Origin of the sequence: Natronolimnobius sp. AArcel1 (assembly GCF_011043775.1) — an archaeon.
In the GTDB taxonomy this organism is placed as follows: Archaea; Halobacteriota; Halobacteria; order Halobacteriales; family Natrialbaceae; genus Natronolimnobius.
Window position 1 is genome coordinate 74,198 of record NZ_JAAKXY010000004.1, and the last position, 24,535, is coordinate 98,732.

Here is a 24,535-nt window from a genome sequence, read left to right on the forward strand (position 1 = left end):
GGAAAGAACAGCTATGGGGGCCGGCGCGAATTCGAACAGATGCGAGACGGTCGCGCTCACTTCGTTCGCGCACTGCGACTCGCGTGTTCGAATCTGCTTGGATTCATTTTCCCGCACCACAGACCGCTCGCTGCGCTCGCGGTGTTACGGTGCGGGAAAATGGGCCGGCGCGAATTCGAATCGCGGTTACGGCCACCCGAAGGCCGAAGGATACCAGGCTACCCCACCGGCCCGCATTCGAACGTAGCCCGGCAAATCGCTTACCGATTATGCCCAGATCCCGAGCCAATTTCCAGGTACACAGGCTTAAAACCGCTCGTAACCGTCGGTATCCAGATAGTGATGGGTGACAGTGATCGCCTGATCCGCATGCAGCAGTTCGGGACCGAGTCGAAGTCGCTGGTCGACCACATCGGCGAGCACATCCGATTCCTCGTCGGTGAAATCGTGGTGGTCCGAGAGGACGAACACCGAATCTGCGAGCGTGTCAGCCTCGAGATCGACCATCGCGTCGCCGTCTTCGTGGAGTTGCACAAGCGGTCCGTCACCCTCGAGGTCGGCGAGCGTGGCCTCGAAGCCGCGGCGATAGAGTTCGATGCCGGGGCTTGGTTCGGCCGGCAGGGAGCCGATGGCTTCCTCGCGGTGCTCGAGTGCGTTTCGAACCAGTGCAGCGGTGGAGCGTTCGTCCGGATTGAGTCGGCGGAGGTCGCGGCCGTCGAACGTGATCGTGACTGTATCCTGGACGACGAGGTGGACGCGAACATCCTCTCGGATGCCGTGGGACGTGACGAACGCGGCCGTAATCGAGCGACAGAGGGCATCGAGTCGACCGGCACCGCCGGCGAGGTCGTCGAGTGAGAACCCGGCGTCGAGTGGCACGTCGTGTCCGAGCAGAACGAACTGGCGCATACTCGAGCGTTGACGATCATAGGGATAGTCGCCACGGTTTTGGGCGGGAGCCCGGCGGTCAGGAGTCAATGGCTCCGTGGTGCGCTGTTGCGTTTCCCTCACGTCCTGAACGCCGGTGTCGTGAATTCAACAAAAGCAAGGCCGCCTTCGGCCAACGGATGCGCGAGTGCTTACTGAGCGTGTGAGTCCCCTCACCGATTGCTCATTGCATACCCAGGGTCAAGCGTTTCCAGTGAGCCAGTATGCTGTCCCTGTATGGCGAAATCTCAGACAACAACGGATCACACGGAGGGCCGCGTTCTAGCGATTCTCGATGGGCGGCCATGCCCAAGCGATGACTGTGACGGGGACCTCGAGCGTGGAACGTACAAGGATAATAAGGCGGTCGTTTGCGAAGATTGTGGCACGCCGCAGGCACAGGTCTGGGCGCCGTCGTCGTGACAACATCGACTCGGAAGTGAGCAACTGGACGGCTAGGATGTACTCTCGAGCGTTACACTCGACCACGTGTGCGATCGCAATCAGGTGAGTAGTCCTGCCCAATTGCGAGCGCGATGACGTTGACCGTCACAAGGCCGACGAACAGCCCCAGTCGCGTCATCGAATCGATACCGCTGACGAAGATGGGGAGATACGCGACTGGCAGGAGGGTACCGAGCCAGAAGCCGACGCCGGTGAGTGTGCTCCCCAGGTGCATTGGCTTAGCGCATCGACTCGAGGGCGACGAACGAGTCGTTCTGCGCGCTAATCCAGTTGGTCATCAGTTCGGCCTCGCTTGCGTCGTCAGGAAAGATCGCACACTCGTCAGGAGCATCGTCGTTTTCAACGGTGACGCTTACCAGGTCAGGTGCGTCCAACTCGAGTTCGGGAGTGGTCGATCTATCCGTGGCGTCAGTATTCGTGGACATAGCAGACAGGCGGGATGCGCCACCGAAGACGAAGGTCCAGACCAGCATAGTTATCGAGTTGCTAACCCACCTCGGCTACGATCTGCTCGCTGCCAGGTCAGGATTCGAGCCGACGATTGTCGCGAAAAAGAATTCGATCAATACTGACCTGTATCGATTCAATACGGACGATGTGTGCGTCGAAGGCAGGTACTAGAACCTGGTAGGCAATCCATGACCAGGGTATGAAGCGTCCCGTTCGTCAGCTGTGCGTGCGTTCAGATCGTTCAGGTATCGAGTTCACGGTCAGCGACTTCGCGTTCCAAGTGTCAACGACTCGGTCGTCTCGCTCCCGTCGCGCCAGAGGCTGATCTCGACCGTCTCGTCGGGGCTGGTCTCGAGTGCGAGATGTGTCGCGAGTGCGTGTCGGTCCGGGATCGGTTCGCCATCGATTTCGAAGATGACGTCGCCGCCAACGGGGATCGGTTCGCCGCGGCGTTCGACGGTGCTCGTCGCTCCTTCCAAGACGCCGTCTGCTGGGCCGCCTGAGACGATGTCGGTAACGGCGACTCCGGTGGCCGCCTCGAGGCCGTTCTCCTCGGCGACGATCCGATCAACCGAGAGCAGGCCAATCCCCAGATAGGAGTGATCGTACTCGCCGTCGTCGATCAACGTGGGAACAACGCGGTCGGCCAGCGCCGCCGAGATGGCAAAGCCGATGTTGTTACCGCCGCCTGCGTGGACGACGCCGACGACGTTGCCATCGAGGTCGACGAGCGGGCCGCCACTGTTGCCTGGGTTGACCGCGGCATCCGTCTGGACCACATCGGGGAACGAAAACTGGCGATCGGGTGCGTTGACCGAACGCTCAATTCCACTGACAATTCCCTTGGACATCGACCCCTCGAGACCGTAGGGATTCCCGATTGCGAGCACTTCCTGGCCGACAACGGGGCGTTCGTCGGAGAGCGAGAGTGGAGTTGCATCGTCGGGGGCGTGGTCGACCTCGAGGACGGCGAGGTCGCTGAAGTAGTCGGTTCCGACGAGGCGGGTGCCGGTCCAGTCGCCGTTGATGTACTGGAGGTCGACTTCTTCGCCGTCGGCGACGACGTGGTCGTTCGTGACGAGGTGGTTCTCGTCGTAGAGAAAGCCCGAGCCCTGCCCGCGGCCTTCATCGTCGGTCAAGGGATCGCTTACGCCGAAGACGCGGACCTGTGTGACGGAGTCGATTATCGACTCGTAGACCTCGGTGAAGGATGACCCGTCTGCGGTGTTGTCGCGGTCAATATCGCGTGTAGGGCCGCCTTCGATCGAACTGGTTCCGCTGGGCGCGGAACAGCCAGCAACAGCGCCGACGAGACCGGCACCTGTCGCTGCGAGAACCCGGCGCCGGGTTGGTCGATCGTCGTTCATAGCTGACCGGTAGGACCCCACCCATTTGAACACCGGGGAGACCCGACTGGGCTCGAGTATAGTTGTGACCAACTGCCATGTTGACGGCGAGCGAACGAATGGAAGGGAAAACGTGTTACCCACGGCACCCCGATGCTCGAGGTATGACTACGGACGACGCCCGCGCGCTGCTCGCGACCGGGTCGATCTGTGACTCCTGTCTCGGCCGCCCCTTCGCCGAGCGGAGTTTCGGACTGACGAACGCCGAGCGCGGCCGGGCGCTGCGAACCACGATTGCACTCGAAGACGACACCGACTTCGACCCCACGCCCCCAGCGGAGTGTTGGGTCTGTGACGGCTACTGTGACACCTACGATGCCATCGCCGACACCATCGTCGACGCACTCGAGGGTGTCGAGTTTGCGACCTATCAGGTCGGCACGCGCGTGCCACCATTGGCCGAGGAAAACGAACGGCTCCTGCGCGAAGACGCCGGTCTCGAGCCAGATGTTGGCGAGTCGTTCAAACGCGAATTCAATCGCGAAGTCGGCCGCCGCGTCGGCGCAAAAACAGGCACGGACGTCGACTTCGACCGCCCGGACGTGCTCGCGATCATCGACCTCGAAGCGTTTGACCCGCTCGAGGCGGCCGACAACGACTCGGTGACGAGCCACGCGGTCGACGTCCAGATCAATCCGGCGTTCGTCTACGGGCGCTACCGCAAACTCGAGCGCGATATTCCCCAGACGGAGTGGCCCTGCCGGGAGTGTGGCGGCAGTGGCGTCCAACTCGGCGACTCAGGCGAGGAACCCTGCGACTACTGCGGTGGCTCGGGCTATTTGTACGACACCAGCGTCGAACAGGTCGTCCGCCCGCACGTCGTCGAAGCAATGGACGGTGACGAAGGCAAATTCCACGGTGCGGGCCGCGAAGACGTCGACGCCCGCATGCTCGAGACCGGCCGGCCGTTCGTCCTCGAGGTCAAACGGCCGAACCGACGCGATCCCGATCCCGAAACGCTCGAGCAGGAGATCAACGAGGCCGCTGCTGGGTCGGTCGAAGTCGATGGCCTCCGGCTGGCAACGTACGACATGGTCGAACGCGTCAAAGAACACGACGCAAGCAAGCAGTATCGCGCCGATGTCGAGTTCGCCGAGCCACTCGAGGAGGAGACGTTCAAAACAGCACTCGCGGAACTCGAGGGGACGACTGTCGAGCAGGACACCCCACAGCGTGTCGATCACCGACGAGCGAGTCTCACCCGCACGCGGACGGTCTACGATATTGGTGGCGAGTTGCTCGAGCCGACTGAAGCAGAGGTGTCCGTCCACGGCGAGGGCGGTCTCTATATCAAGGAACTCATCAGCAGCGATGAGGGGCGCACGGAGCCAAGCCTCGCTGGGCTGGTCGAGACGGACGCCGAAGTGACCGCACTCGACGTCACCCGTGTCGAAGGCGAGGACGAACCGTTCGAACTCGAGGAGTTCTTCCTCGACGAACCCCGAGACAGCGACGAGTAAGCCGCCAGCAGTTTCGTTTTCCACTCGCTCGAGAGTCACAATCGTTATCCGGTCATCCGACGACCTCCCGGTATGCCATTCGGCGTCGACGAAGCCGGGAAGGGGCCAGTCTTCGGGTCGATGTTCGCTGCAGCCGTCTCGCTCGAGAATCCCGACTGGCTCCCCGAGGGAATCGCGGATTCGAAGCAACTCACACCCACCAGACGCGAGGAACTCGCGGCGACGATTCGCGCGGACGAGCGCATTCGCGTCGGTGTCGCGGAAATCACGCCCGAACGGATCGACGACCCCGAGACGGACATGAACTCGCTGTCAGTCGCCGCCCACGCAGAAGCAATCAACGACGCGTTCGCTGGACTTGAGGAGGGCGGCATTCTCGATGACGAAAGCACCATCTCCGGACTCTGTGACGCCTGTGACACCGATGCGGATCGGTTCGCCCGGCGAGTGCACGACGCTTGTGAGCAGACACTCGAGACAGATCACTCGCTCGAGATCGACGCTCGTCATGGCGCAGATGACGAGTCACCGATTGTTGGCGCGGCGAGCATCATCGCGAAAGTCAAGCGTGATGCCCACGTCGCGGCCATCGCCGAGGAGTACGGCGAGATCGGCAGTGGCTATCCGAGCGACCCGAACACCCGCGAGTTTCTCGAGACCTACGTCGACGACCACGGCTCGTTGCCGCCGTTTGCCCGTGAGTCGTGGTCGACCTGCGAGGACGTACTCGCGGCGGCCCAACAGACCGGCCTCGGGCAGTTCTAAGGGGCCTACGGCTTGGTTTTATACGCGCCCACGGTGGACTGTGAGCCGTGCTCGAGGTTCTGGCGCTGCTCGTCATCGCCACTGTCGCAACTGGAGTCGTCTGGAAAGGGAGCACCTGGCTCGAGGCTGCAGCGAACGACCTCGCAGCGGGCTACGGCGTCCCCGCAGTGGTTCAGGGCGCGGTCATCGCCGCCGTCGGCTCGAGTATGCCGGAACTAATGAGCGTCATCATTGCGACGCTGCGCTACGGCGAGTTCGAACTGGGCATCGGTGCTATCGTCGGCTCGGCGGTGTTCAACCTCGTCGGCGGTCGGATGGACACGAACCGCGATTTGGTCTACAAGGAGGCGCTGTTCTACATGCTCGCCGTTGCCGTGCTCCTGTTGACGTTCTCGCTTGCCGTCATCTACTCCCCGCTCGAGGGCGAGCCACTCGAAGGGACGATCACCCGCCCACTCGCGCTCGTCCCGCTCGGACTGTACGCGCTGTACCTGTTCGTCCAGTACCTCGACGTCAGCGAACACGATGGGACTCGAGCAGAGATCCCCATAGCTCGGACCTGGGGCTGGTTCGCAGTCGGACTTGTGGTCATCATCGTCGGCGTCGAAGGACTCGTGCAGGCCGCAATCGGCCTTGGCGACGCCTTCGGCACGCCCGCGTTTCTCTGGGGCATGACCATCGTCGCCGCCGGCTCGAGCGTGCCAGATGCGTTCGTCAGCGTCGCTGCAGCCCGTGAGGGCCGCTCGAGCGTGAGCCTCGCGAACGTCCTCGGGAGCAATATTTTCGACCTGCTCGTTGCACTCCCCGCCGGCGTCCTCGTCGCCGGTTCGCTGGCGATAGCGTTCCCCCACGTTGTCCCGATGATGGCGTTTCTCATCCTCGCGACGGTCGTCTTCTTCGCTATCGCACGGACGGACATGCTGCTCTCGCGGACTGAGGCGTGGACATTGCTGGGACTCTATGGCCTGTTCGTCGTCTGGCTCGTCCTCGAGAGCCTCGACGTGGTGACTGTGTTGCCGACGTAGTTCGACGTTCGAAAATGCCGGACGAAAGCGTGAAACCCGCGTTAGCGGTCAGTCAGCAGTCGCTGGAGGATGTCCCCGTAGGCTGGCCGGGTGATGAGGACACCGATCAGCACGCCGAGGATGGTGATGATGGCGAAGCCGCGCAGGTCGCCCAGACTGAGGACGGCAAGCGGCGAGAGTGCGATGATCGTTGTCGCCGCGGCGGCCCCGATGATCCAGAACGCCTTGCGGAAGCGAGATTCGAACACCCGCTGAGAACTTACCTCGCCTTCGTCCATCACCTCGTCGGCAATGATGATGAGGTCATCCACCCCCGTCCCAACGACGGCGATAAAGCCAGCGACGTGAGAGAGATCCAGCGGCATGCGTATCAGCGCCGCAAAGCCAAGCAAGATTACCACCTCCGCTGTCGCAGTCAGGATCATCGGCATGGCCACCTTCGGGTTCCGGTAGCGCAGGAAGACCATCCCGCTGACTGCCAGAATCGAAAGGCCACCGATCAGCAGCGAGTAGAGCTTGAACTGATCTGCCAGCGCTGGCTCAACGGAGAGGGTCTGTTCCTGGCTGAAATCAAGCGGCGCGGGCATGGAGCCAGCCCGGAGGTTCACCGAGAGCAACTGCGCCTGATCGAGTTCAGGCGCACCCATGAAGAAGCTGGGATCGTCCTGCCAAGTCCCGGCGTTCATGTTATCGGCCAGCCGTGGTCCCATGCTGTGGGCGTCAATCGCTTCACCGTCGACCACAGTGACGAGACAGTACTGCGAACGGTCGTACTCGCCTTGGAACTCAACCTCGCCGCCAACACCGCTGAGATCACATTGGCCCTGTCCCTCGCTGGTGAAGCCGAGTTCGTTCAACCGGTCCTGGTACCCCGGTGCAGCACTTCCATCGACCGAAATCGGCACCTCGTAGCCCGGGTTTTCCTCACTCGAGCGCGGGGCGTCTACGGTATCGATCTCTTCACCGGTCAGGACCGTCTCGTTCGTGTAGGATCCATCATCTGTCTGGTAGTACGCCTGCAACTCGACGATACCGCGCTCTTCGAGTAGTTCGCGGAGTTCGTCGGGGTCCATGTCAGGAACTTCGGTGACGATGTAATACCCCTCGCCGAGCGTGTCTTCCTCGTAGGCGGTACCGCCGGTCAAGCCGGCTTCGTTGACACGGTCTTGAATCGTGTCGATCATCTGTGCACGCGTCTGTGCGGAGACGCCGCTTCGGATATCGTCTTCGTCAACGTCGACACCCTGGTCTTGGAGGACCGCAGCGAACTCCTCCTCGCTCACCTCGTCCGTGTAAATCTCGGCCGAAACCGTGCCGTCATCAGTAATCGTGACGCTTGCGTCGCCGGTCTCGAGGTCGAGTTCCTCGTATATCGCGTCCTCTAGACTACTGCTTCTGTCGTGGTCGACCGACCCGTCTTCATCGACGATGCCGGCGTCGATATCTTCGGCGACGAGCCCGGTAATCGGCGCACTAATTCGAGTCCCGCCATCTAAGTCGATCCCGTACTCGAGGTTGCTCGCGGTGTCGTCAACTTCGTCTTCGACGACGGCGTCGTCGGCCATGATACCGCCGGGGTAAAACAGCGCGACAAGCGCAGCGGTAACGAACAGGATGAGCAAGATGAGCCGCCAGTACTCTTTGATGAAGGCTTTGGGTCCCATTAGGATCGTACCCCCTCGAATTTGTACCAGCGAAGCAGGCTTAGGTTCAACATGTACGTATTCATCAGGTCAGCCGCAAGGCCGACGAAGAGGATGATGCCGACCGAGGCGAGCAGTTCGACGCCGAACAGCGTTGCAGCGACACCCATCACGAGCATCGCCGCCATCGACGTGACAGTCATCGTCACACCCGTTCGGGTCGCCCGGTGGGTACTTTCATAGAAGTCTCCCTGTCGGCGCAGAATGTGATTGTTTAAGAGGATATCCGAGTCCACTGAGTATCCGATCAGCATTAACAACGCGGCAACGGTCCCCAGCGAGAGCGAAATATTCGCCAGTGACATGAACGCGAGCGGGATCACAATGTCAGAAAACGCCGAGAGGACAATTGCAATCGACGGGACGAACGTCCGAAACAGCAAGAACGCGATGACGCTCATCCCAAGAAACGCAACAGCAATGCCAAGCAGTGCCGTCTGCTGTGTCTGTTCGGCGAACGTCGGTGAGACTGTTGACTGGGATTGGACCACCGACGCGTCACCGTCCGCTTCTAGATTTGTCTCCGCCTGCTCGCTTAACGTCTGAATCACATCGTTGTCCTCGATGCCAGCGAACTGAACGGTGTACTGGTTCTCGACACCGGGTGCCTGGACGGATTGGATCGAATCAGGCTCGATATCGAACGCTCCCTCGATCTCAGACTCCGAGGAAGTCGTCTGAACAGTCAACTCCGCACCGCCGGCAAAATCCATCCCGAGTGGAACCGGCGTCCCGGTGAGTAAAAAGCTCCCGCTCAGAACGAGTAACGCGACCGCGAGGACCGCGAGTGGTACCGCCGCGAGCTGGCGGTCGGTGTACCGGGTGTAATCTATCTCCGGTACGTCGAAATACCCCATATACCCCATCACACGAAGTCCCCCGAAGTAAGCCTTCCCAATTAGACTAGTCTGTTTTCTGGCGAATCACGCTCACCCAACCGCAGATTCAAGCCGCTCGAGCGCCTCTCATGGCGTATGCCGAACGACACAAACCAAGCCACCGAAACGCGGTCGGAGGCAGGCGACGGCCAGGGGGCACCCGGCGATGACCACGCCGATCGGATCGTCGTTTCCTACCCCGAAGACCTCTCGAAGTGGGGCCTGTTCCAACTCGAGAAGTCCTCGTTCCGAACCTATCTCCTGAAAGTGTACGACGACGTGGCCGTCGGCGATGTCTGGGAGGAGTTCCTCGACGTTGGCTGCTGTGGCAGCGCGATGGACGTCTCCCTTCACGTCGAACACCTCGAGGGCGGAACCCGAATCAATCAGGAGACAACCCTCGAGTACGAATCGAGAGACAGCGTCGAGATGGAAGGCAGTTGGCAGGCCCAGAGCGAGGGTGGCCCGAAACGCGCCTGAAAGCGGCGAGTACGCCAGTGCTTTCAGTCGGTTCAGTCCGGCAGGTATCGAACACTCAACACGCCGTCGTCGGCTGAACGACGAACCTCCACGCGAACTGCCTCGAGTCGTGCAGCACGCGCAACAGTTTCTTCGTCCTCGAGGACATCAGTAGCCGCGTCCTCGATGTCTTCTTCCGGCACGCGGAAAATGTGGAGTTCACCGGTTCCAGCGCGTTCTTCCTGGATTAGGTCGCCGACCTCGGCATCGGCTGCGAGTTCTTTTTCGTGTGTGGTCGGCTCGAGGTCGCTGTCGATCACATCGACCGTTCGTCGCTCCTCGACGTCGATCACTTCCCAGGTGACCTCGAGCGGGGGTTCCGGTGCGACAGTCGCCTCGAGGACGTCGTGTAACTCGAGACCGGGATTGGACGCGAGTGTATGAACCTGTGCAGTGTCGACATCGCGGACGACGGCCGACTCGCTTTCGGCGTGGGTGACAACGAAAGTGCCCGTTGTTTCGCTCATATCCGCCTATAGATCAAGGATGGGTTTTGGGGTTTCGGCTTCTGTCCGGTCGGCAGGGACACTCATCGCCTCGCGCCGACGCCGCCAGCGAATGACGGAACGCCTTTACTCCGCGCGGTTGCCGTCTCGAGCATGAACATCGATATCGGCAATGCACTTGCCACCGTTGCGTCGCCGGGCGTCTCGAAGGAGAGCCTCGAGCGACTGGACGCACAGGTCGCGGACGCACACGAACGCATCGAGCAGGGGATGGCAAATTCCGAACACGGTTACGAGGCACTGAACCTCCCCGAGAACGTCGATCCCGACGACATCCGCCAGGCCGTCAAACCGGTCGCGGACGCCGACGCGCTCATCACGGTCGGCATTGGCGGCAGCGCACTCGGCGCGGCGACACTCACGGACGCACTCGCCGACGAGAGCGACACCGAGGCCATCTACCTCGACAACGTCGACCCCGACTGGGTCTCGAGTCACCTCGAGCGACTGGATCTCGAGAGCGCGGCGATCAACGTGGTCTCGCGCTCGGGAACCACCGCGGAGACGCTCGCGAACTTTCTGGTCGTCCGCGAGGCGTTCGAGGACGCTGGCGTCGACTGGACCGAACGCACAATCGTAACGACCGGCGAGTCCGGCCCGCTTCGGGACCTCTCGGATCGCCACGATCTCCCCTCGCTGAAAGTGCCGGACGGCGTTCCTGGCCGTTTTTCGGCGCTCTCTGCTGTGGGACTGGTCGCCGCCGAAGTCTGTGGCCACGATGTTGAGGCCTTGCTCGAGGGCGCTGCTGCCGAGCGTGAGACGCTTACTGGCTCGTTGTTTGACTGTCCGGCCTACGCTTACGGCGCGACGAGTTACGCACTCGACCAACGCGGCGCGGCGATCAACGCGATGATGCCCTACGCGGAGTCACTCGAGACCTCGGCGGAGTGGTTCGCCCAGCTCTGGGCCGAGAGCCTCGGCAAAGACGACCTCGGGCAGACGCCCGCTCGAGCGCTCGGCGTGACTGACCAGCACTCCCAACTCCAACTCTACCGCGCGGGACCGCGAGACAAACTCGTCACCTTCGTCGTGCCTCAGGAGCAGTCGGATCGAGCGATTCCCGACACCGAGGTCGAGGACCTTGCCTATCTCGGCGATTCGACGCTCGGCGAACTGCTCTCCGCGGAGTTCGAGGCGACCGAAGCGAGCCTCGCCGCTGCAGGCCGACCGAACGTCCGAATCGAACTCGAGCGCGTCGACGAGTACGAACTCGGCGGGTTTCTGTACGCGATGGAAGCGGCCTGCGTGCTCGCGGGCGAACTGTACGGCGTCAACACGTTCGAACAGCCGGCCGTCGAATGGGCGAAAAAGGCGACTCGAGGGCTACTCGGCGGCGGCGACTTCGAAGAGGCTGACGCGGTTGCGGAGAAGACGGAACTGCGCATCGAGCGATGACATCCTCCCCGGCGCGAACGCCGGGGTTTCCTCCGTGGGAGTCTCGGCTATGCCAATTCCCCGGAGGCAATATTCCCGTCACGGTGGACGGTACTCGGGTCTGTGCGCTGTTCTTTGGGACTTTCGTGAGGATATGGTATTCCCGACCAATCATGGTCGTCCCACTCGAACCGCACGGGCCGTGCCATCAGCCCGACTGCCTGCTCTGCGTGCCGTCTCAGGAACGTTTCCGACGCAGTGAGATCGGCGTGCCCCTCGAACCCGCACGGGCAGGTGAGCGTGTCCTGATGCCGTGTGGTGCGGTCTGTGCCGCCGCACTGCGGGCACTCTTGACTGGTCCACGCTTCCGACCGCACTTCGACCGTGATACCGTATTCTTCGGCGGAACACGCCAACCGTTTGGTGAATTTCTTGAACGCCCAGAAGTTGTGCGTCTTGGCGTTTGTCTCGACCGACCAGTGCGTGTCCAGCACGTCAGTCAAGCCACCGATATACACCGTGTCCACACCGCCCTTGTACAGACGTTCCAGCAGATCACGACACAGTGCCTCTTCGGCGTGGTCGCGGCGGCGGGTTCGCTTACGGTACAGCCGCCGGATACGCTTGCTACTGTATTGGCCTTCTTCGAGTTTCGACTGTAACCGGGCGATTTCTCGCGTCGTCTCGCGGAACCGCTGGAACAACTCACGGCCCTCATACAGGTATTGCTCGCCAGTCGTTGTGGTACAGGCAACGAGATTGTTTGCACCAATATCCAGAGCGGCCTTTTTATCGGCCAGTGGAGTGTCCCGCGCATCGTCAGAAACAGTCACGGGTTGCGAAGCTCGGAAGGTGCTGTCTGTCTCGTCGTACCACAAGTCTAACCGGCCCTGTTTCTCGTACTCGGACCAATTCGGGTTGCCAGCGATTTCCAGCCGGAGACGCCCGGTGTGGCCGTATTGGTCTTTCAATTCGCTCCCGACCAGTATTTCGAGCCGGGAACAGTCTCCCCATTTGATGGTGTACGACGTGTTGCGGATGACGGTATGCAGTTTTCGTCCGTCGTCTTTGTTGCCCCAGAACCCCGGTGGCTCCGGGTGTTCAGTGACTGACGTATTCGACTCGTCGTGATACTTGTTCTTCGTATCGAAGAACCCACGCCATGCTTCGGAGTTCTTCCGTATCACTTGTTGGGCGGTGGACGCACCGAGAACGCCTTTGTACGTGCCTTCGAGTCGGCCAGTATCGGTGTCCCACACGTCCTCGTCTTCGTAGCCGTCTTCGTCGTTGTACCGCATGAGGCGTTCGTAGTTAACCTCGTTCCAGAGAGCGGCGGAAGCGTCCAACAAGTCTAGTAGCAGTTGCTCTCCCTTGTTGGAGAGCGGGCGCACGGCGAACGTGTTGGTGCGCTTCACGACAACAGATTATTATACTTTTGGTCTTAAAGTCTTTTCGTCATGCGACCCAACATCGATATTTCACACACGCTCGGTGGCCGAGTCAAAGACCACGCAGAAGCGAACGATTTGGACCTTTCGGAAGCCTATACTGAGGTTTTAGAAGCAGGTCTGGAAGCAACGGAGACTCAGGATCAGCAGTAGCAGGACGAGGTTCCCACCGGAGCTTACGCGATTCACGCCCGTTGAGCAAACCGTAGGTTTGCGATGCCCATCAGAACGCTATGCGTTCTGAGGACGCCGTGAACGGTGGGACTCTCTCGCTGTTGAAAGGTAGTCCGCTCGTTCGAAGTCAGTCTGCTACTCGGCGCGGTTTCGAAAGACCAGACAGTACGAGTGATCGTAGCCGTAGCCGAAGTTGCCGTCGCGGTCGTTGTCGCCGTCATCGTCCCACGTGACAACGACCTCGCCCTCGTGTTTCATGTTCGCAACGTCGATGATAACTGCGCTGTCCGGGTGTAACACGGATTCCAATCGAGTGAACGCGGTTTCGATATCTGCGAGATACGCCTCGTACGTACTCTCGCCGCCGTAGTTTTCGAACGGGTTGCGCTCGTCGTCTTTCCACATAAACGGCGGCGACGTGAAACAACAGTCACAGGCCGGGATCCACGACGCCTCGAGTTCGAGCACGTCGCCGTGGCGGACGGCCTCTGCGGTCTCGAGTTGGCCCTCGATGTATTCGACCCGATCAGCGTCGTACTCGATCCCGTACGGCTCTCGGTCCAGTCGGTCGGCGACCGTTAGTGTCGTTCCGTACCCGGCGAACGGATCGATGACCCGATCACCGGGTTCGGAGTACTCCCGCAGGAAGTGCTCGACGAGCGTGGCCGGCGTTCGCACCTCGTTTGCGTGTCCGGGTGGTAACTCGTCTGGATGAGCGTACTCGAGCGATAGATCTGTCTGCATAGCATACCGTTCTGATCTACAACGACTTCGGTTTTGGCTCCGGTTTCGGTTTCCAGGACGACGACTGTCACCTCGAGGGAAATCGATCCATGCCCCGGTCTGATCGACTCTACCGATTGCGGTGCGCCTAAGACGAGCCACACGAAACTGACTGTATGACCGAGACTGCACGGGCCGACGACGCGACCCCGTTCGGACACAGCGCCGTCCCCGGAATTGGGGCCGCACTCGCTGCGGTCACCCTCGCCGCGATGGCCGTCCCGATCCAGCGCGGCCTCGAGGACCCTGTTGTCTGGAGCGCTGGAGGCTTCGCTGCCGTCGCCGTTCTCGCCTTTCTTGGCAGTCGCTACAGTGTCCTCGAGCGGCGGGTCGCTGCACTGGCCGCACTCGCCTCGAGTGTCGGCGTCGTCCTTCTCTCTGGCTACGCGATGAATCAGGGCATCGCTGCCTCGGTGACGGTCCCCGGCCTCGAGACCTCGATTTCGCTCGTCTTTGCGGGCTTCGTCACGGCAGCGCTGACTGCCGGTGTGAGTATGGCTACGTTCTACGGACTCACGCTTGGTGCACTCACAGAACGCAGTCTCGAGACGGCAACGATGTCAATTCTGGGCTTTGCCGGACTGTTGGCAGCACAGATTTCCACACTGCTAATTGCCCAGCCGGCCTTTATTGTCACTGACACCCTCTCACAAGTCGAACTGATCGTCATCAGCCAACTCGGAATGGCACTCGGGATGGGTGGACTCGCACTCGCGTACGTCTCCGTCATGGACTACGACTGGTCGTTTATCGACCTCAAGATCCCGACAGCACGCGATATCGTCTGGACGGTCGGGGGCTTGTTCGTCCTCTTTGGTGCCTTATTTGCGATTTCGATGCTGTTTCACACGACTGGTGTCGAAAGCGCAGACCACGGCACAACTGAACAAGCACAAGAGAACCCCGAAATCCTGCTCGTGTTGATTCCAGCGGCCATCCTCATCATCGGCCCCTTTGAGGAACTACTGTACCGAAACGTCATCCAAAAGGCACTGTACGGCACGTTCTCGCGCTACGGCGCCGTCGTCGTCGGCAGCGTCATTTTCGCGGTCGTCCACACACAAGCGTACTGGACCGCCGGGCCGGGACAGGTCGTCGCGAGCCTTGGTACGATCTTCGGGCTCTCGATCGTCCTTGGAACGATCTACGAACGAACGGATAATCTACTCGTACCAGCACTCGTCCACGGCGTCTACAACGCACTGCTCTTTGCGAATCTCTACTTCCTGTATGGGTAGCCGGCCGCGGTGACCACTGCCGCTCATCGCTTCACTTGTATCACTTGCACTCGAGGGGTGTGTCCGTGTGCTCTCGAGTGCGACAGCCGGGGGAGACGCGCACACGTATCTGCTCGAATGCCGGCGGTGGGCCGGAGCGGAACTGGGCCGATGTGGACGAAACCGAGCTACGAGGGATTCTTGCGGGCCAGATCCGAACCACAGATCGGGCACCGATCTTTTTCCTCGTCGAACTCGCGCCCACAGCCTTGACACTGGTACCGCCACTGTCGCTGTTCTTCGATGCCGTCGCGGGCGATCACTTCGACGTCGACGTGTAGTTTCTCAGAGACGTTTTGCATCGCGTAGTCGTCGGTGACAAGCGTTGCATCGAGTTCGAAACTGGCAGCGACGAGACGAATGTCTGTATCCGAGAGCACGCCGAGGTCGCCGGACTCTTTCGCGGCGCGGCGAACTTTCTCGGTGGTGTCATCGTTGGGAATGTGGATGTGCATCCCCGATCCCTCCATCGCATCGTAGCGATAGGCACTCTCGTCCTCGAGTTCGTCGCGGACGAGTGGGATCGTTGCAGTCTGTTCTGTCGTGTGGAAGTCGTGGATAAAAGCCGAGGAGTCGAGAACGTACATACCGTTAGCGCTGGACGACAATGTAGTCTTTGACCGCCTGAACGCGGCTCACTGGGACGAGGAACCGGCCGGCGTCGTTGATATCGAAATCGACGGTCCGGGGCGAGATTTCTTCGTCCGGCTCGATGATGAGATCATGGAGTTCGCCGGATTTGAGATCCATCGTGATGTTGTAGAGCAATCCAAGCTCGGTTCCGTCCGAACCCATGACGGATTTCCCCGAGAGATTTTCAGCGAGTATATCGCTCATGCATACCCGTATTTACTAATCGGTATTAAAGACCACGGGGTCACAAACGTGACTGAGACGGTCGATTGTGACACAGTCTCTGCGAAACCGCAAGCCCGCATGCGATTGGATCACCAGTGGCTTCTGAGAGTTCTGAGGCAGCGAGTTCCAACAGTGAGTGTTTGGCTCGAGTCAATTCGAACCCCGTGAGCGGTTCGATATCGCTTACCAGACACGCGTGACGATGGGTTTAACTACTGGCCTGCGGACGCTCTAGGCAAGACCTTCTCGGGTGGTTCACCATGTCGGATACGGACACTGATACTGATACGGAGTCGAATTCACGGGACCCTACATCCCTGCGAACGCCAATCGTCGCCGTCCTCGGACACGTCGATCACGGAAAAACGAGCCTGCTCGATAAAATCCGCGGCTCGGCAGTGATCGAAGGCGAAGCAGGCGCAATTACCCAACACATCGGAGCGACAGCCGTCCCGCTCGATATTATCTCTACCATTGCGGGCGATCTCGTCGATCCGGACGATTTCGACCTTCCCGGCCTTCTCTTTATCGACACGCCGGGGCACCACTCCTTTACGACGCTTCGCTCTCGAGGCGGCGCACTCGCTGATATCGCCATCCTCGTCGTCGACGTTAACGACGGCTTCCAGCCACAGACGCTCGAGGCGCTGGACATTCTCAAACGGTCTCAGACCCCATTCATCGTCGCGGCGAACAAGATCGACACTGTGCCGGGCTGGAACGTAAACGAGGATATGCCGATCAACGCGACCTACGACGCCCAGTCGGATCGCGTGAGTTCGCGCCTCGATGAGAGTCTCTACGAGATCATCGGGAATCTTTCGGATGAGGGCTTCTCCGCCGACCTCTACTGGCGCGTCCAGAACTTCCAGCGCAACGTCGGTGTCGTCCCCGTCTCGGCGATGACCGGCGAGGGTGTGCCCGACCTGCTCGCGGTCATGATGGGACTCTCCCAGCGCTACATGAAAGAGGAGATGGAAATCGACGTTGCCGGCCCCGGCGTCGGCACCGTCCTCGAGGTCAAAGAGGAGAAAGGATTCGGGAAGACGGTCGATATCGTCCTCTACGATGGGACGATCCGCGCGGACGATACCATCGTCGTCGGTGGCCAGAACGATCCAATCGTGACCGAAGTCCGTGCCCTGCTCCAGCCCCGCCCGCTCGCTGAAATCCGAACCGAGAGCCGGTTCGAGAAAGTCGACGAAGTCGGTGCCGCAGCCGGGATCAAGGTCGCCGCACCGGATCTCGGCGATGCGATGGCCGGCGCACCGGTTCGTGTCGTCCGCAACCGCAGCCTCGATGAGGTCGTCCACGAAGTCCGCGCGGAACTCGCTGATATCGCCGTCGACACCGCCGAAGAGGGTGTCGTCGTCAAAGCCGACACGCTCGGCAGTCTCGAGGCGATGGCCGACGCACTCGACGAAGCCGAGGTGCCAATCGTCCGGGCAGAAGTCGGTGATATTGCCCCGCGAGATATCTCCGTTGCGTCGACCGCTGAGGACCCGAAACAGCAGGCGATTCTTGGCTTCAACGTCGATACGCTGTCGGACGCTGATCGGCGAGCCGAAACCGACGACGTACAGCTGTTTACCGACCAAGTCATCTATCAGCTCATCGAAGAGTACGAAGAGCATATCGAGGAACTCGAGAAAGCCCAGCAGGATACGATCCTCGACAACATCGTTCGACCGGCACGATTCCGCATCCTGCCCGATCACACCTTCCGCCAGAACGACCCCGCAGTCGTCGGTGTCGAAGTGAACTCGGGAACCATCCAGAACAACGCGAACGTCGTGAAGTTCGACTCGAACGAGTCCGAGCGCGTTGGTCAAGTAAAGGGAATTCAGGAACAGGGCGAAGATGTCGACGAGGCTCGTGCAGGCAATCGTGTCTCGGTCGCAATCGACGGGCCAACCGTTGGCCGCCAGATCGAAGAAGACGACGAACTCTGGATCGAAATCCCCGAAAAACACGCAAAGATCTTAGAGCAGGAACTGACTAGTGAGATTCCAGCCGACGAACTCGAGGCGCTGAACATGTACCTCGACAAACAGCGCAGTCGCGACCCCTTCTGGGGCAAGTAGGATACCGCTCGAAACGGTCCTCCGATAGACAACACAGCCTCGAGAACGCTTCTCCGAACTACCCAGTCCGTTTCAGGCGTGTTCTGACGTTCGCTCGCGCGTTGTGTCAGTGTCTACTGTGGAGTCAGCGCCAGATTGTGTCGTTGTGTCTGCATCCTGATCAGGCACAGTCCGCTCAGTTTCAGCCATGTTGCTCGCTGCTGGTGACCGGCGCGCCCCATCTCGAGTCCGCTTGATAGTCTCGAGCACCGCCTCGGGATCAGCCATCGCAGCACGGTCACAGTGAATATCGCGGGCGAATCCCTCGCGTTCAATAACGAGTGCCTCGTCGGTCAGGCGAATATCCAGAATTGCGTCCCACTCAAGGAGTGTTCGATTCTTGAGGACGAGTCCGTCGTCGTAGACTGCAATTGTCGGTGGGTTCCAACGCTCGCCCGGGTCGGCCCACGACGCTGACTCGTACTGGCTCGAGAGTGCGAGAAAGCCGCCGTACCCCGCCAAGAACAGACCGAACAGACCCCCGTCTGTCGCGAGAGCCACGCCAGAGATGAGCAAGAACAGCCCGGTAACCATCGAGATGGTGTCACTCGAGTATCTGCCCACTTGCACCCAGTCCCAACTGAGAATCGGTTCGTCATCGGTTCGAGAATCGACGTAGCGCGTTCGACTCAGCCGGTTCAGTCCGTATGCAGCGCCAGCGACCACGAGACCGGACGCGGCCGCGACGGCACCGAGACGGGGGGTAGCCTCGAGACCAAGTGGTGCATCCGGCAGGAGCGCAAGCCCACCTGGAATGGCAAACAGAGCCGCTACCGGCAGGTACGACGCCCCGCGTCGCAGGAGGCTGCCACCGATCCGCTCGGGGAGGCCTCGAGTGCGGCGTGCGATGAAATGGCCGATGAGCGTGACGATCAACAGCGTACTGGGGACCAGTCCGAACAGCGCTCCGGTCGTGACGGTGGCAAGGATGCCAGCGATCATGACGCCCGCAGTCACGACAAGCCCGAGATAGAAGCCGAAACCGGCCTGAAACGCGATATCGGGTTCGTCGGGAGCGGTGCCGAGATCACCGCCGCTGTCACCAGCGTCGAGATCGGTGCCATCGGCAGGCGGGTCGTCGCGAGAGACCACAGTGGTGGTGTTTCAACGTCGACACGTAATATATGCTTGGAGTGGCCAGCATGTGCCCGTGTGCTGTCACCCAGTCAGGTGCCCGTGTAACCATTATCAGGCTGCTTGTCGTGTCTCGGCACATGCTCATCCATTGTAGGCAGTACAAACACGAGGAAGTCCAGTTCGACGACAATCGAACGACCGGCGAGTCCCAGACCGAGGATGCGGTCGATCCGGAGCCAGAGGAATACTTCGGGAAGAGCATCGACGAGTTCGACCTCGAGACGTGGGAGACTGTCGAATACGAGGGCGATCCGATCCAGCGCCGAGCGGTAACAATCGATGGGGCGACGGCTGTCTCAGTGCAGGATGCGAGCGACGACGCCGACGATTCGGCACTGCCGGGACGGACGATACAGATTCGACTGGCAGGTGGCACAGAGAACCTCGAGAACGCAGAACTCGTCGAAGTGCAGGATATGGAGCCACAGGCGGACTCGTGATACTGCCGGACAACACGAGTCACGGCCTGCCGACGACCGATTCCTCGAGACAGCACTCGAGTTGGTGACGTGGTGAGTCAGGAGCGAAACGTATCACGAACCAGAATGACAGGGTGTGTCGGACGCAATGTAGTCCCGAAATCGTTTTCAATTGGTCGCGCGCACACTCGGTATGCCGACGGAATCGGACACTGATTATGACCCCACACTGGGGAACAAGTTTATCTTCGTCACCGGTGGCGTAATGTCGGGATTGGGCAAGGGGATTACGGCCGCAAGCACCGGCCGATTGCTCAAAAACGCCGGCTTCGATGTCACCGCGGTGAAGATCGACCCGTACCTGAACGTCGACGCCGGGACGATGAACCCGTACCAACACGGCGAGGTCTACGTCCTCAAAGACGGCGGTGAGGTTGACCTCGACCTCGGGAACTACGAGCGGTTCCTCGACGTCGATATGACCTCGGACCACAACATCACCACGGGGAAAACGTACCAACACGTCATCGAGAAAGAGCGCGCGGGCGACTACCTCGGAAAGACCGTCCAGATCATCCCCCACATCACCAACGACATCAAGCGTCGCATTCGCGAAGCCGCGGAGGGCACCGACGTCTGTATCGTCGAGGTCGGCGGAACCGTCGGTGACATCGAAGGGATGCCTTACCTCGAGGCGCTGCGTCAGTTCGCCCACGAGGAAGACGACGAGGATATCCTCTTTACGCACGTGACGCTCGTCCCGTACTCGAAAAACGGCGAGCAGAAAACGAAACCGACCCAACACAGCGTCAAGGAGGTCCGCTCCATTGGCCTCCAGCCCGACGTGATCGTCGGCCGCTGTGAGGACAAACTCGATCCCGAGACGAAAGAGAAGATCGCGCTGTTCTGTGACATTCCAACGGACGCCGTGTTCTCGAACCCGGACGTCGAGGACGTCTATCACGTCCCGCTGATGGTCGAAGAGGAAGGGCTCGACCAGTACGTCCTCGAGCGATTTGGCATGGCCGAGGATGCCCTGCCGGAAGGTGAGCGCACGAACGGCTGGCGTGAGATCGTCACCACCGAAAAAGACGGCGAAATCGACATCGCCCTCGTCGGAAAGTACGACTTAGAGGACGCGTACATGTCGATCCACGAATCACTGAAACACGCCGGCTTCGAAGTTGGGATCGACGTGAACGTCCATTGGGTCGCCGCCGACGAGATGGCCGACGGTCACGACGGCCAACTCGAGGGGATGGACGGAATTATCGTCCCCGGTGGCTTTGGCATGCGCGGCACGGAAGGCAAAATCGAAGCGGTTCGATACGCCCGCGAGAACGACGTGCCCTTCTTGGGACTCTGTCTTGGCTTCCAGATGGCCGTCGTCGAGTACGCCCGCAACGTGTTGGGCTACGAGGAGGCCCACTCCGCAGAGATGGAAGCAGACACGCCCCATCCGGTCATCGACATCCTGCCCGAGCAGTACGAAGTCGAGAACATGGGCGGCACGATGCGCCTCGGCGAGCACACGACCGTGATCGAGCCGGAGACGCTGGCGTACGACCTCTATAATGATACCTCGTGTACCGAGCGCCACCGCCACCGCTACGAGGTCAACCCCGAGTACTTCGAGGACTTCGAAGACGAGCCACTGGTCTTCTCAGGCACCGCTGGGAATCGGATGGAGATTCTCGAACTCGAGGATCATCCGTACTTCCTCGGCACGCAGTACCACCCCGAGTACACGTCCCGACCCGGCCAGCCGAGCCCGCCGTTCCTAGGCCTCGTCGAAGCAGTGCTTTCGGCGGACGTGCCTGTCGCCGACGCCGACGACTGAGACGGACACAGTCAGTGAGTGCGAAAATTCGTTCTTTTAGCCGGAATTTGTCGGGTTGGGGACTCGGTAGAGACACGACTGCGTTCCGAATAAATCGACGTTTGCTGAGCGTTGCGTACGTTCGCAGGGTTTCGGTCCCAAACATTAATATTCACAAACAGTATTGGTGGAATTATGGCACACAATGAGACGGCGGTACAGACATCCGCTCGGCGCCGAACGGTCCTCCGTGGCCTCGGTGCAGGCATCCTCGCCGCCACCGGTGCCGGAACGGCCAGTTCGGTCGCTGCACAGTCCAACGACATCACTGTCCATGACATCCGCGAGTCGCCGGACGCAACGCTTCCCGTCGTCGACGAACTCCTCGTCTTCGCACACGGGTGGATGGGTAGCAGCGCCGGCCCCGATCAGGCCGCAACACTCGCTGACGTCCTCGCTGCTGCTGGCTACGAGGCCGACGAAACCGTCGCCTTCGTGTACGACGCGAGCACCCCCGACCCCGACGCGGTACTAGAGGACGCAGCGGATGCCGGCGCTGCACTCGCCGACCTCGTCCAGACCGCCGTCGATGAGGGCGTCGAGTCGATTCGGCTCGTCGGTCACTCGCTTGGCGGCCGCGTCGTCCTCGAGACGCTCGCGACCCTCGAGGAGGGCTACGTCGTCGATACCGTCGCGCCGCTTGGCATCGCCGCGGACGGCTCGATGGTGACTGCGGGCGGCCACTGGTACGACGGCATCGCGAATCGGGCCGGCGAGGTCCGGAACTACCACTCCGAGAACGACGATGTCATCCAGCCGGACTTTGGCAACGGGGACGATACCGCACTCGGAGCCGAAGGCGCGCCGGACGCGGCGGCGACGCCGGAGACGTACACGGACGTCGACGTTACCGACGCCGTCGAGGACCACGGCGCATACATGAGCAGTTCGGCGTTGGGCCAGGATCTCGCCACGGCGATGACCGACGACGAGGGGCCGCCACCGATTGGGGATAGCGCGTCCGCACCGACGGATCCGAACGGCGACGGGCTGTACACCGATATCACCGGCGACGGCGAGACCACCCACGACGATGTCGAGACACTGCTTGCGAATCTCGAGGATGACGCCGTCGAGACCAACACCGAGTACTTCGATTTCGCCGACAACGGCACCGTCGGTTTCAGCGACGTACTCGCCCTAATGAGGGGGATCTAATATGACTGAACCGACTGGAGTTGATGCACCTGATCGACGACGGCTGCTGCAAGCAATCGGTGCCGGAACGATTGGTGCAATTGGTGTGGCTGCAACGGGTGTCTCCGCCTCGCCCACGAGCACGAGTAGCGACGACTGGTCCTACGAGAACCCGCTGTACGGTCCGGACTTTCCGGACCCGTCGATCTACCGCACCGACGACGGGACTTGGTGGGCGTACGCCTCGAATATGAGCTATACGGATAACGACGACGAGCGATTGGTGCCGATCCTTTCCTCGCCGGACCTCGTCGATTGGACGTACGAAGGCGAGGCGTTCGACTCTCGTCCTGGCTGGCTGTACGGCTCGATCTGGGCACCAAACGTCAACTACCACGACGGGCAGTGGGTGCTGTTCTATGCGCTCTGGCCACGGGATGACGACGATGATGAGTTGGAACCCGGAATCGGCGTCGCGACATCCGAGACGCCCGACGGTCCCTTTACGGATCATGGGGAACTGCTCTCGAACTCGGACCATCCCTATCCCGGCAACACCATCGATGCCTACTTCGTCGAACACGAGGGGACGCCGTACCTCTTCTGGGCTAACTTCAGGGGCGTTTACGTCGTCGAACTCACCGACGACCTTCAGGAGTTCCAGTCAGAGACGTTCGACCAGATCGCCGGCGATGCCTACGAAGGCCCAACCATCTTCCAGCGCAACGGCTACTGGTACTTCTTCGGTGCGACCGGCGACTGCTGTGATGGATTCGATAGCACCTACGAGGTCGAAGTCGGCCGGTCGGAGTCCCTCCTTGGACCGTACTACGACCGGGACGGAACGCCGATGCTCGAGCGCGACGAGTGGAACGACGGCTCGACACACCTTGGTGACAACGAGCGTTTCGTCGCGCCGGGTCACGGCGATGTCACAGTCGACGACGATGGTACCCACTGGTTCTGCTATCACGCCTACGACACCGAGGGGCCGGAGCTAGCAGACGACTATGGCTGGCCGCCCGCGAGGCAGTTGTTCATGGATCGCATCTACTGGACCGACGACGACTGGCCGATCATTGGCGGGGACGAAACGCCGAGCGTGTCAGCTCCCGCACCGAATCTTGGTCAGCAATCCGCGCCCGTGGCTGATGGCACCTATCGCATCGTCAACGCCGACGGCGGGTCCCTCGCAGTCGATGGGACTGGCGATGGGGCGAGTGCAGTCGTCACGACGACCGACGACGACGACTCCACGGCCGAGTGGCACGTCTCACGCCTGTCGGGCGGTGAGTACCTGCTGGAAAACGTTGCGAGTGAACAGGCACTCGAGGTCGAAACCGCCGACACGGACGAGGGAGCCAATGTCCAGCAGTGGCCGTGGCACCGCCACCCAACCCAACGCTGGTATCTCCATGCGAACGGCGATGGGACGTATCGCCTCGAGAATGCCTGTAGTGGGCACATCGCCGCGCTCGAGGGGGCGAGTTCGAACGTAGTCCAGTCGGCCTGGACTGGCGATGACGACCAGCGCTGGACGTTCGAGGCGGTCGATACTGACGGACCCGCACCGATTGGGGACAGCGCGTCCGCGCCGACGGACCCGAACGGTGACGGGCTGTATACCGACATCACTGGTGATGGCGAGACTACCCACGACGACGTAGCCACCCTCTTCGAGCAGCTGCAGGACGAGACGGTGCAGGACAATGCCGAGTACTTTGACTTCGCTGGGAACGAGGACGTGGGCTTCAGCGACGTGACCGAGTTGCTCCGGCACGTGTAGTCGGCTTGGGTATAGTCTCGAGTCTGAAATCGCCGC

The 24,535-nt window shown here is 60.9% G+C and carries 25 protein-coding genes and 1 tRNA gene; 13 read left to right on the plus strand and 13 right to left on the minus strand.

Features of this window, described 5'->3' with window-relative positions:
- Nucleotides 1-160: 160 nt before the first annotated feature.
- Both G6M89_RS12600 and trmY read right to left on the minus strand, forming a co-directional pair.
- Nucleotides 161-233 (minus strand) — tRNA-Pro (locus G6M89_RS12600).
- Nucleotides 234-306: 73 nt separating this feature from the next.
- Entirely contained in the window at nucleotides 307-909 is a 603-nt protein-coding gene (gene trmY / locus G6M89_RS12605) for a tRNA (pseudouridine(54)-N(1))-methyltransferase TrmY (RefSeq protein ID WP_165162197.1), read from the minus strand.
- Nucleotides 910-1,164: 255 nt separating this feature from the next.
- On the opposite strand from trmY, the gene G6M89_RS12610 reads away from it, so the two are divergent.
- On the plus strand, nucleotides 1,165-1,350 hold the full coding sequence (locus G6M89_RS12610) for an HVO_A0556 family zinc finger protein (protein WP_165162198.1): 186 nt from the start codon (nucleotides 1,165-1,167) through the stop codon (nucleotides 1,348-1,350).
- Between the two features lie 52 nt (nucleotides 1,351-1,402).
- On the opposite strand, the gene G6M89_RS12615 is transcribed toward G6M89_RS12610, so the two are convergent.
- The 3 genes from G6M89_RS12615 to G6M89_RS12625 form a co-directional block, all read right to left on the minus strand.
- Nucleotides 1,403-1,606 carry a hypothetical protein gene (locus tag G6M89_RS12615; protein WP_165162199.1) on the minus strand — a complete coding sequence of 68 codons (204 nt, stop codon included), beginning with the start codon at nucleotides 1,604-1,606 and terminating at the stop codon, nucleotides 1,403-1,405.
- Between the two features lie 4 nt (nucleotides 1,607-1,610).
- Nucleotides 1,611-1,817 (minus strand): hypothetical protein, encoded by a 207-nt coding sequence (locus G6M89_RS12620; RefSeq protein WP_165162200.1) that lies wholly within the window; start codon nucleotides 1,815-1,817, stop codon nucleotides 1,611-1,613.
- A 285-nt stretch (nucleotides 1,818-2,102) separates the two neighbouring features.
- A complete protein-coding gene (locus G6M89_RS12625) occupies nucleotides 2,103-3,209 on the minus strand; it encodes a S1C family serine protease (RefSeq protein ID WP_165162201.1) in 1,107 nt (368 codons plus the stop codon).
- 143 nt (nucleotides 3,210-3,352) lie between these two features.
- On the opposite strand from G6M89_RS12625, the gene G6M89_RS12630 reads away from it, so the two are divergent.
- The 3 genes from G6M89_RS12630 (at nucleotide 3,353) to G6M89_RS12640 (ending at nucleotide 6,498) form a co-directional block, all read left to right on the plus strand.
- Nucleotides 3,353-4,708 (plus strand): tRNA pseudouridine(54/55) synthase Pus10, encoded by a 1,356-nt coding sequence (locus tag G6M89_RS12630; protein ID WP_165162202.1) that lies wholly within the window; start codon nucleotides 3,353-3,355, stop codon nucleotides 4,706-4,708.
- Between the two features lie 72 nt (nucleotides 4,709-4,780).
- On the plus strand, nucleotides 4,781-5,473 hold the full coding sequence (gene rnhB / locus G6M89_RS12635; protein WP_165162203.1) for a ribonuclease HII: 693 nt from the start codon (nucleotides 4,781-4,783) through the stop codon (nucleotides 5,471-5,473).
- 47 nt (nucleotides 5,474-5,520) lie between these two features.
- Nucleotides 5,521-6,498: a sodium:calcium antiporter gene (locus tag G6M89_RS12640; RefSeq protein ID WP_165162204.1), complete on the plus strand. Its 978-nt coding sequence runs from the start codon at nucleotides 5,521-5,523 to the stop codon at nucleotides 6,496-6,498.
- Between the two features lie 41 nt (nucleotides 6,499-6,539).
- Here G6M89_RS12640 and G6M89_RS12645 read toward each other — a convergent pair whose 3' ends face one another.
- Together G6M89_RS12645 and secF are read right to left on the minus strand one after the other, a co-directional pair.
- On the minus strand, nucleotides 6,540-8,162 hold the full coding sequence (locus G6M89_RS12645) for a preprotein translocase subunit SecD (protein WP_165162205.1): 1,623 nt from the start codon (nucleotides 8,160-8,162) through the stop codon (nucleotides 6,540-6,542).
- Nucleotides 8,162-9,058 carry a protein translocase subunit SecF gene (gene secF, locus G6M89_RS12650; protein ID WP_165162206.1) on the minus strand — a complete coding sequence of 299 codons (897 nt, stop codon included), beginning with the start codon at nucleotides 9,056-9,058 and terminating at the stop codon, nucleotides 8,162-8,164. The genes G6M89_RS12645 and secF overlap by 1 nt, the downstream gene beginning before the upstream one ends.
- A gap of 117 nt (nucleotides 9,059-9,175) precedes the next feature.
- On the opposite strand from secF, the gene G6M89_RS12655 reads away from it, so the two are divergent.
- Nucleotides 9,176-9,559, plus strand: a complete 384-nt coding sequence (locus G6M89_RS12655; protein WP_165162207.1) for a hypothetical protein — start codon at nucleotides 9,176-9,178, stop codon at nucleotides 9,557-9,559.
- Between the two features lie 32 nt (nucleotides 9,560-9,591).
- Here the strand turns inward: G6M89_RS12655 and G6M89_RS12660 are convergent, their stop codons facing one another.
- The gene (locus G6M89_RS12660; RefSeq protein WP_165162208.1) at nucleotides 9,592-10,065 is read right to left on the minus strand and encodes a DUF5812 family protein; all 474 of its coding nucleotides are present in this window, start codon (nucleotides 10,063-10,065) and stop codon (nucleotides 9,592-9,594) included.
- A gap of 132 nt (nucleotides 10,066-10,197) precedes the next feature.
- Here G6M89_RS12660 and G6M89_RS12665 point away from each other — a divergent pair, with 132 nt between their 5' ends.
- A complete protein-coding gene (locus G6M89_RS12665; protein ID WP_165162209.1) occupies nucleotides 10,198-11,499 on the plus strand; it encodes a glucose-6-phosphate isomerase in 1,302 nt (433 codons plus the stop codon).
- Between the two features lie 47 nt (nucleotides 11,500-11,546).
- Here the strand turns inward: G6M89_RS12665 and G6M89_RS12670 are convergent, their stop codons facing one another.
- Complete coding sequence (locus tag G6M89_RS12670; RefSeq protein WP_165162210.1) at nucleotides 11,547-12,893, minus strand: RNA-guided endonuclease TnpB family protein; 1,347 nt, start codon at nucleotides 12,891-12,893, stop codon at nucleotides 11,547-11,549.
- A 42-nt stretch (nucleotides 12,894-12,935) separates the two neighbouring features.
- Here G6M89_RS12670 and G6M89_RS12675 point away from each other — a divergent pair, with 42 nt between their 5' ends.
- On the plus strand, nucleotides 12,936-13,079 hold the full coding sequence (locus G6M89_RS12675) for a hypothetical protein (protein ID WP_165162211.1): 144 nt from the start codon (nucleotides 12,936-12,938) through the stop codon (nucleotides 13,077-13,079).
- 156 nt (nucleotides 13,080-13,235) lie between these two features.
- On the opposite strand, the gene G6M89_RS12680 is transcribed toward G6M89_RS12675, so the two are convergent.
- Entirely contained in the window at nucleotides 13,236-13,844 is a 609-nt protein-coding gene (locus tag G6M89_RS12680; protein ID WP_165162212.1) for a DNA methyltransferase, read from the minus strand.
- A 155-nt stretch (nucleotides 13,845-13,999) separates the two neighbouring features.
- Here G6M89_RS12680 and G6M89_RS12685 point away from each other — a divergent pair, with 155 nt between their 5' ends.
- Nucleotides 14,000-15,121, plus strand: a complete 1,122-nt coding sequence (locus G6M89_RS12685; protein ID WP_165162213.1) for a CPBP family intramembrane glutamic endopeptidase — start codon at nucleotides 14,000-14,002, stop codon at nucleotides 15,119-15,121.
- A gap of 167 nt (nucleotides 15,122-15,288) precedes the next feature.
- On the opposite strand, the gene G6M89_RS12690 is transcribed toward G6M89_RS12685, so the two are convergent.
- Both G6M89_RS12690 and G6M89_RS12695 read right to left on the minus strand, forming a co-directional pair.
- On the minus strand, nucleotides 15,289-15,747 hold the full coding sequence (locus tag G6M89_RS12690) for an NOB1 family endonuclease (RefSeq protein WP_165162214.1): 459 nt from the start codon (nucleotides 15,745-15,747) through the stop codon (nucleotides 15,289-15,291).
- Between the two features lie 4 nt (nucleotides 15,748-15,751).
- Nucleotides 15,752-15,997, minus strand: coding sequence for a PRC-barrel domain-containing protein (locus tag G6M89_RS12695; protein ID WP_165162215.1), 246 nt, complete (start codon nucleotides 15,995-15,997; stop codon nucleotides 15,752-15,754).
- Between the two features lie 281 nt (nucleotides 15,998-16,278).
- Between G6M89_RS12695 and infB the strand changes: the two genes are divergently transcribed.
- Nucleotides 16,279-18,102, plus strand: coding sequence for a translation initiation factor IF-2 (infB, locus tag G6M89_RS12700; protein WP_165162216.1), 1,824 nt, complete (start codon nucleotides 16,279-16,281; stop codon nucleotides 18,100-18,102).
- A 72-nt stretch (nucleotides 18,103-18,174) separates the two neighbouring features.
- Here the strand turns inward: infB and G6M89_RS12705 are convergent, their stop codons facing one another.
- A complete protein-coding gene (locus G6M89_RS12705; protein WP_165162217.1) occupies nucleotides 18,175-19,233 on the minus strand; it encodes a PH domain-containing protein in 1,059 nt (352 codons plus the stop codon).
- Nucleotides 19,234-19,355: 122 nt separating this feature from the next.
- On the opposite strand from G6M89_RS12705, the gene G6M89_RS12710 reads away from it, so the two are divergent.
- The 4 genes from G6M89_RS12710 to G6M89_RS12725 all read left to right on the plus strand — a co-directional run bounded on the left by G6M89_RS12710 (nucleotide 19,356) and on the right by G6M89_RS12725 (nucleotide 24,499).
- Nucleotides 19,356-19,718 (plus strand): hypothetical protein, encoded by a 363-nt coding sequence (locus G6M89_RS12710; protein ID WP_165162218.1) that lies wholly within the window; start codon nucleotides 19,356-19,358, stop codon nucleotides 19,716-19,718.
- Nucleotides 19,719-19,890: 172 nt separating this feature from the next.
- The gene (gene pyrG / locus G6M89_RS12715) at nucleotides 19,891-21,537 is read left to right on the plus strand and encodes a glutamine hydrolyzing CTP synthase (protein WP_165162219.1); all 1,647 of its coding nucleotides are present in this window, start codon (nucleotides 19,891-19,893) and stop codon (nucleotides 21,535-21,537) included.
- Between the two features lie 174 nt (nucleotides 21,538-21,711).
- The gene (locus G6M89_RS12720; RefSeq protein WP_165162220.1) at nucleotides 21,712-22,734 is read left to right on the plus strand and encodes a DUF726 domain-containing protein; all 1,023 of its coding nucleotides are present in this window, start codon (nucleotides 21,712-21,714) and stop codon (nucleotides 22,732-22,734) included.
- A 1-nt stretch (nucleotide 22,735) separates the two neighbouring features.
- Nucleotides 22,736-24,499, plus strand: a complete 1,764-nt coding sequence (locus tag G6M89_RS12725; protein ID WP_165162221.1) for a family 43 glycosylhydrolase — start codon at nucleotides 22,736-22,738, stop codon at nucleotides 24,497-24,499.
- The last annotated feature ends 36 nt before the right edge of the window (nucleotides 24,500-24,535 follow it).

Excerpts from the sequence above, each read along its gene's own strand:
- trmY (WP_165162197.1), bottom strand. The coding sequence starts at position 909 with ATGCGCCAGTTCGTTCTGCTCGGACACGACGTGCCACTCGACGCCGGG.
- G6M89_RS12610 (WP_165162198.1), top strand. The coding sequence starts at position 1,165 with ATGGCGAAATCTCAGACAACAACGGATCACACGGAGGGCCGCGTTCTA.
- G6M89_RS12615 (WP_165162199.1), bottom strand. The coding sequence starts at position 1,606 with ATGCACCTGGGGAGCACACTCACCGGCGTCGGCTTCTGGCTCGGTACC.
- G6M89_RS12620 (WP_165162200.1), bottom strand. The coding sequence starts at position 1,817 with ATGTCCACGAATACTGACGCCACGGATAGATCGACCACTCCCGAACTC.
- G6M89_RS12625 (WP_165162201.1), bottom strand. The coding sequence starts at position 3,209 with ATGAACGACGATCGACCAACCCGGCGCCGGGTTCTCGCAGCGACAGGT.
- G6M89_RS12630 (WP_165162202.1), top strand. The coding sequence starts at position 3,353 with ATGACTACGGACGACGCCCGCGCGCTGCTCGCGACCGGGTCGATCTGT.
- rnhB (WP_165162203.1), top strand. The coding sequence starts at position 4,781 with ATGCCATTCGGCGTCGACGAAGCCGGGAAGGGGCCAGTCTTCGGGTCG.
- G6M89_RS12645 (WP_165162205.1), bottom strand. The coding sequence starts at position 8,162 with ATGGGACCCAAAGCCTTCATCAAAGAGTACTGGCGGCTCATCTTGCTC.
- secF (WP_165162206.1), bottom strand. The coding sequence starts at position 9,058 with ATGGGGTATTTCGACGTACCGGAGATAGATTACACCCGGTACACCGAC.
- G6M89_RS12655 (WP_165162207.1), top strand. The coding sequence starts at position 9,176 with ATGCCGAACGACACAAACCAAGCCACCGAAACGCGGTCGGAGGCAGGC.
- G6M89_RS12660 (WP_165162208.1), bottom strand. The coding sequence starts at position 10,065 with ATGAGCGAAACAACGGGCACTTTCGTTGTCACCCACGCCGAAAGCGAG.
- G6M89_RS12665 (WP_165162209.1), top strand. The coding sequence starts at position 10,198 with ATGAACATCGATATCGGCAATGCACTTGCCACCGTTGCGTCGCCGGGC.
- G6M89_RS12675 (WP_165162211.1), top strand. The coding sequence starts at position 12,936 with ATGCGACCCAACATCGATATTTCACACACGCTCGGTGGCCGAGTCAAA.
- G6M89_RS12680 (WP_165162212.1), bottom strand. The coding sequence starts at position 13,844 with ATGCAGACAGATCTATCGCTCGAGTACGCTCATCCAGACGAGTTACCA.
- G6M89_RS12685 (WP_165162213.1), top strand. The coding sequence starts at position 14,000 with ATGACCGAGACTGCACGGGCCGACGACGCGACCCCGTTCGGACACAGC.
- G6M89_RS12690 (WP_165162214.1), bottom strand. The coding sequence starts at position 15,747 with ATGTACGTTCTCGACTCCTCGGCTTTTATCCACGACTTCCACACGACA.
- G6M89_RS12695 (WP_165162215.1), bottom strand. The coding sequence starts at position 15,997 with ATGAGCGATATACTCGCTGAAAATCTCTCGGGGAAATCCGTCATGGGT.
- infB (WP_165162216.1), top strand. The coding sequence starts at position 16,279 with ATGTCGGATACGGACACTGATACTGATACGGAGTCGAATTCACGGGAC.
- G6M89_RS12710 (WP_165162218.1), top strand. The coding sequence starts at position 19,356 with ATGCTCATCCATTGTAGGCAGTACAAACACGAGGAAGTCCAGTTCGAC.
- pyrG (WP_165162219.1), top strand. The coding sequence starts at position 19,891 with ATGCCGACGGAATCGGACACTGATTATGACCCCACACTGGGGAACAAG.
- G6M89_RS12720 (WP_165162220.1), top strand. The coding sequence starts at position 21,712 with ATGGCACACAATGAGACGGCGGTACAGACATCCGCTCGGCGCCGAACG.
- G6M89_RS12725 (WP_165162221.1), top strand. The coding sequence starts at position 22,736 with ATGACTGAACCGACTGGAGTTGATGCACCTGATCGACGACGGCTGCTG.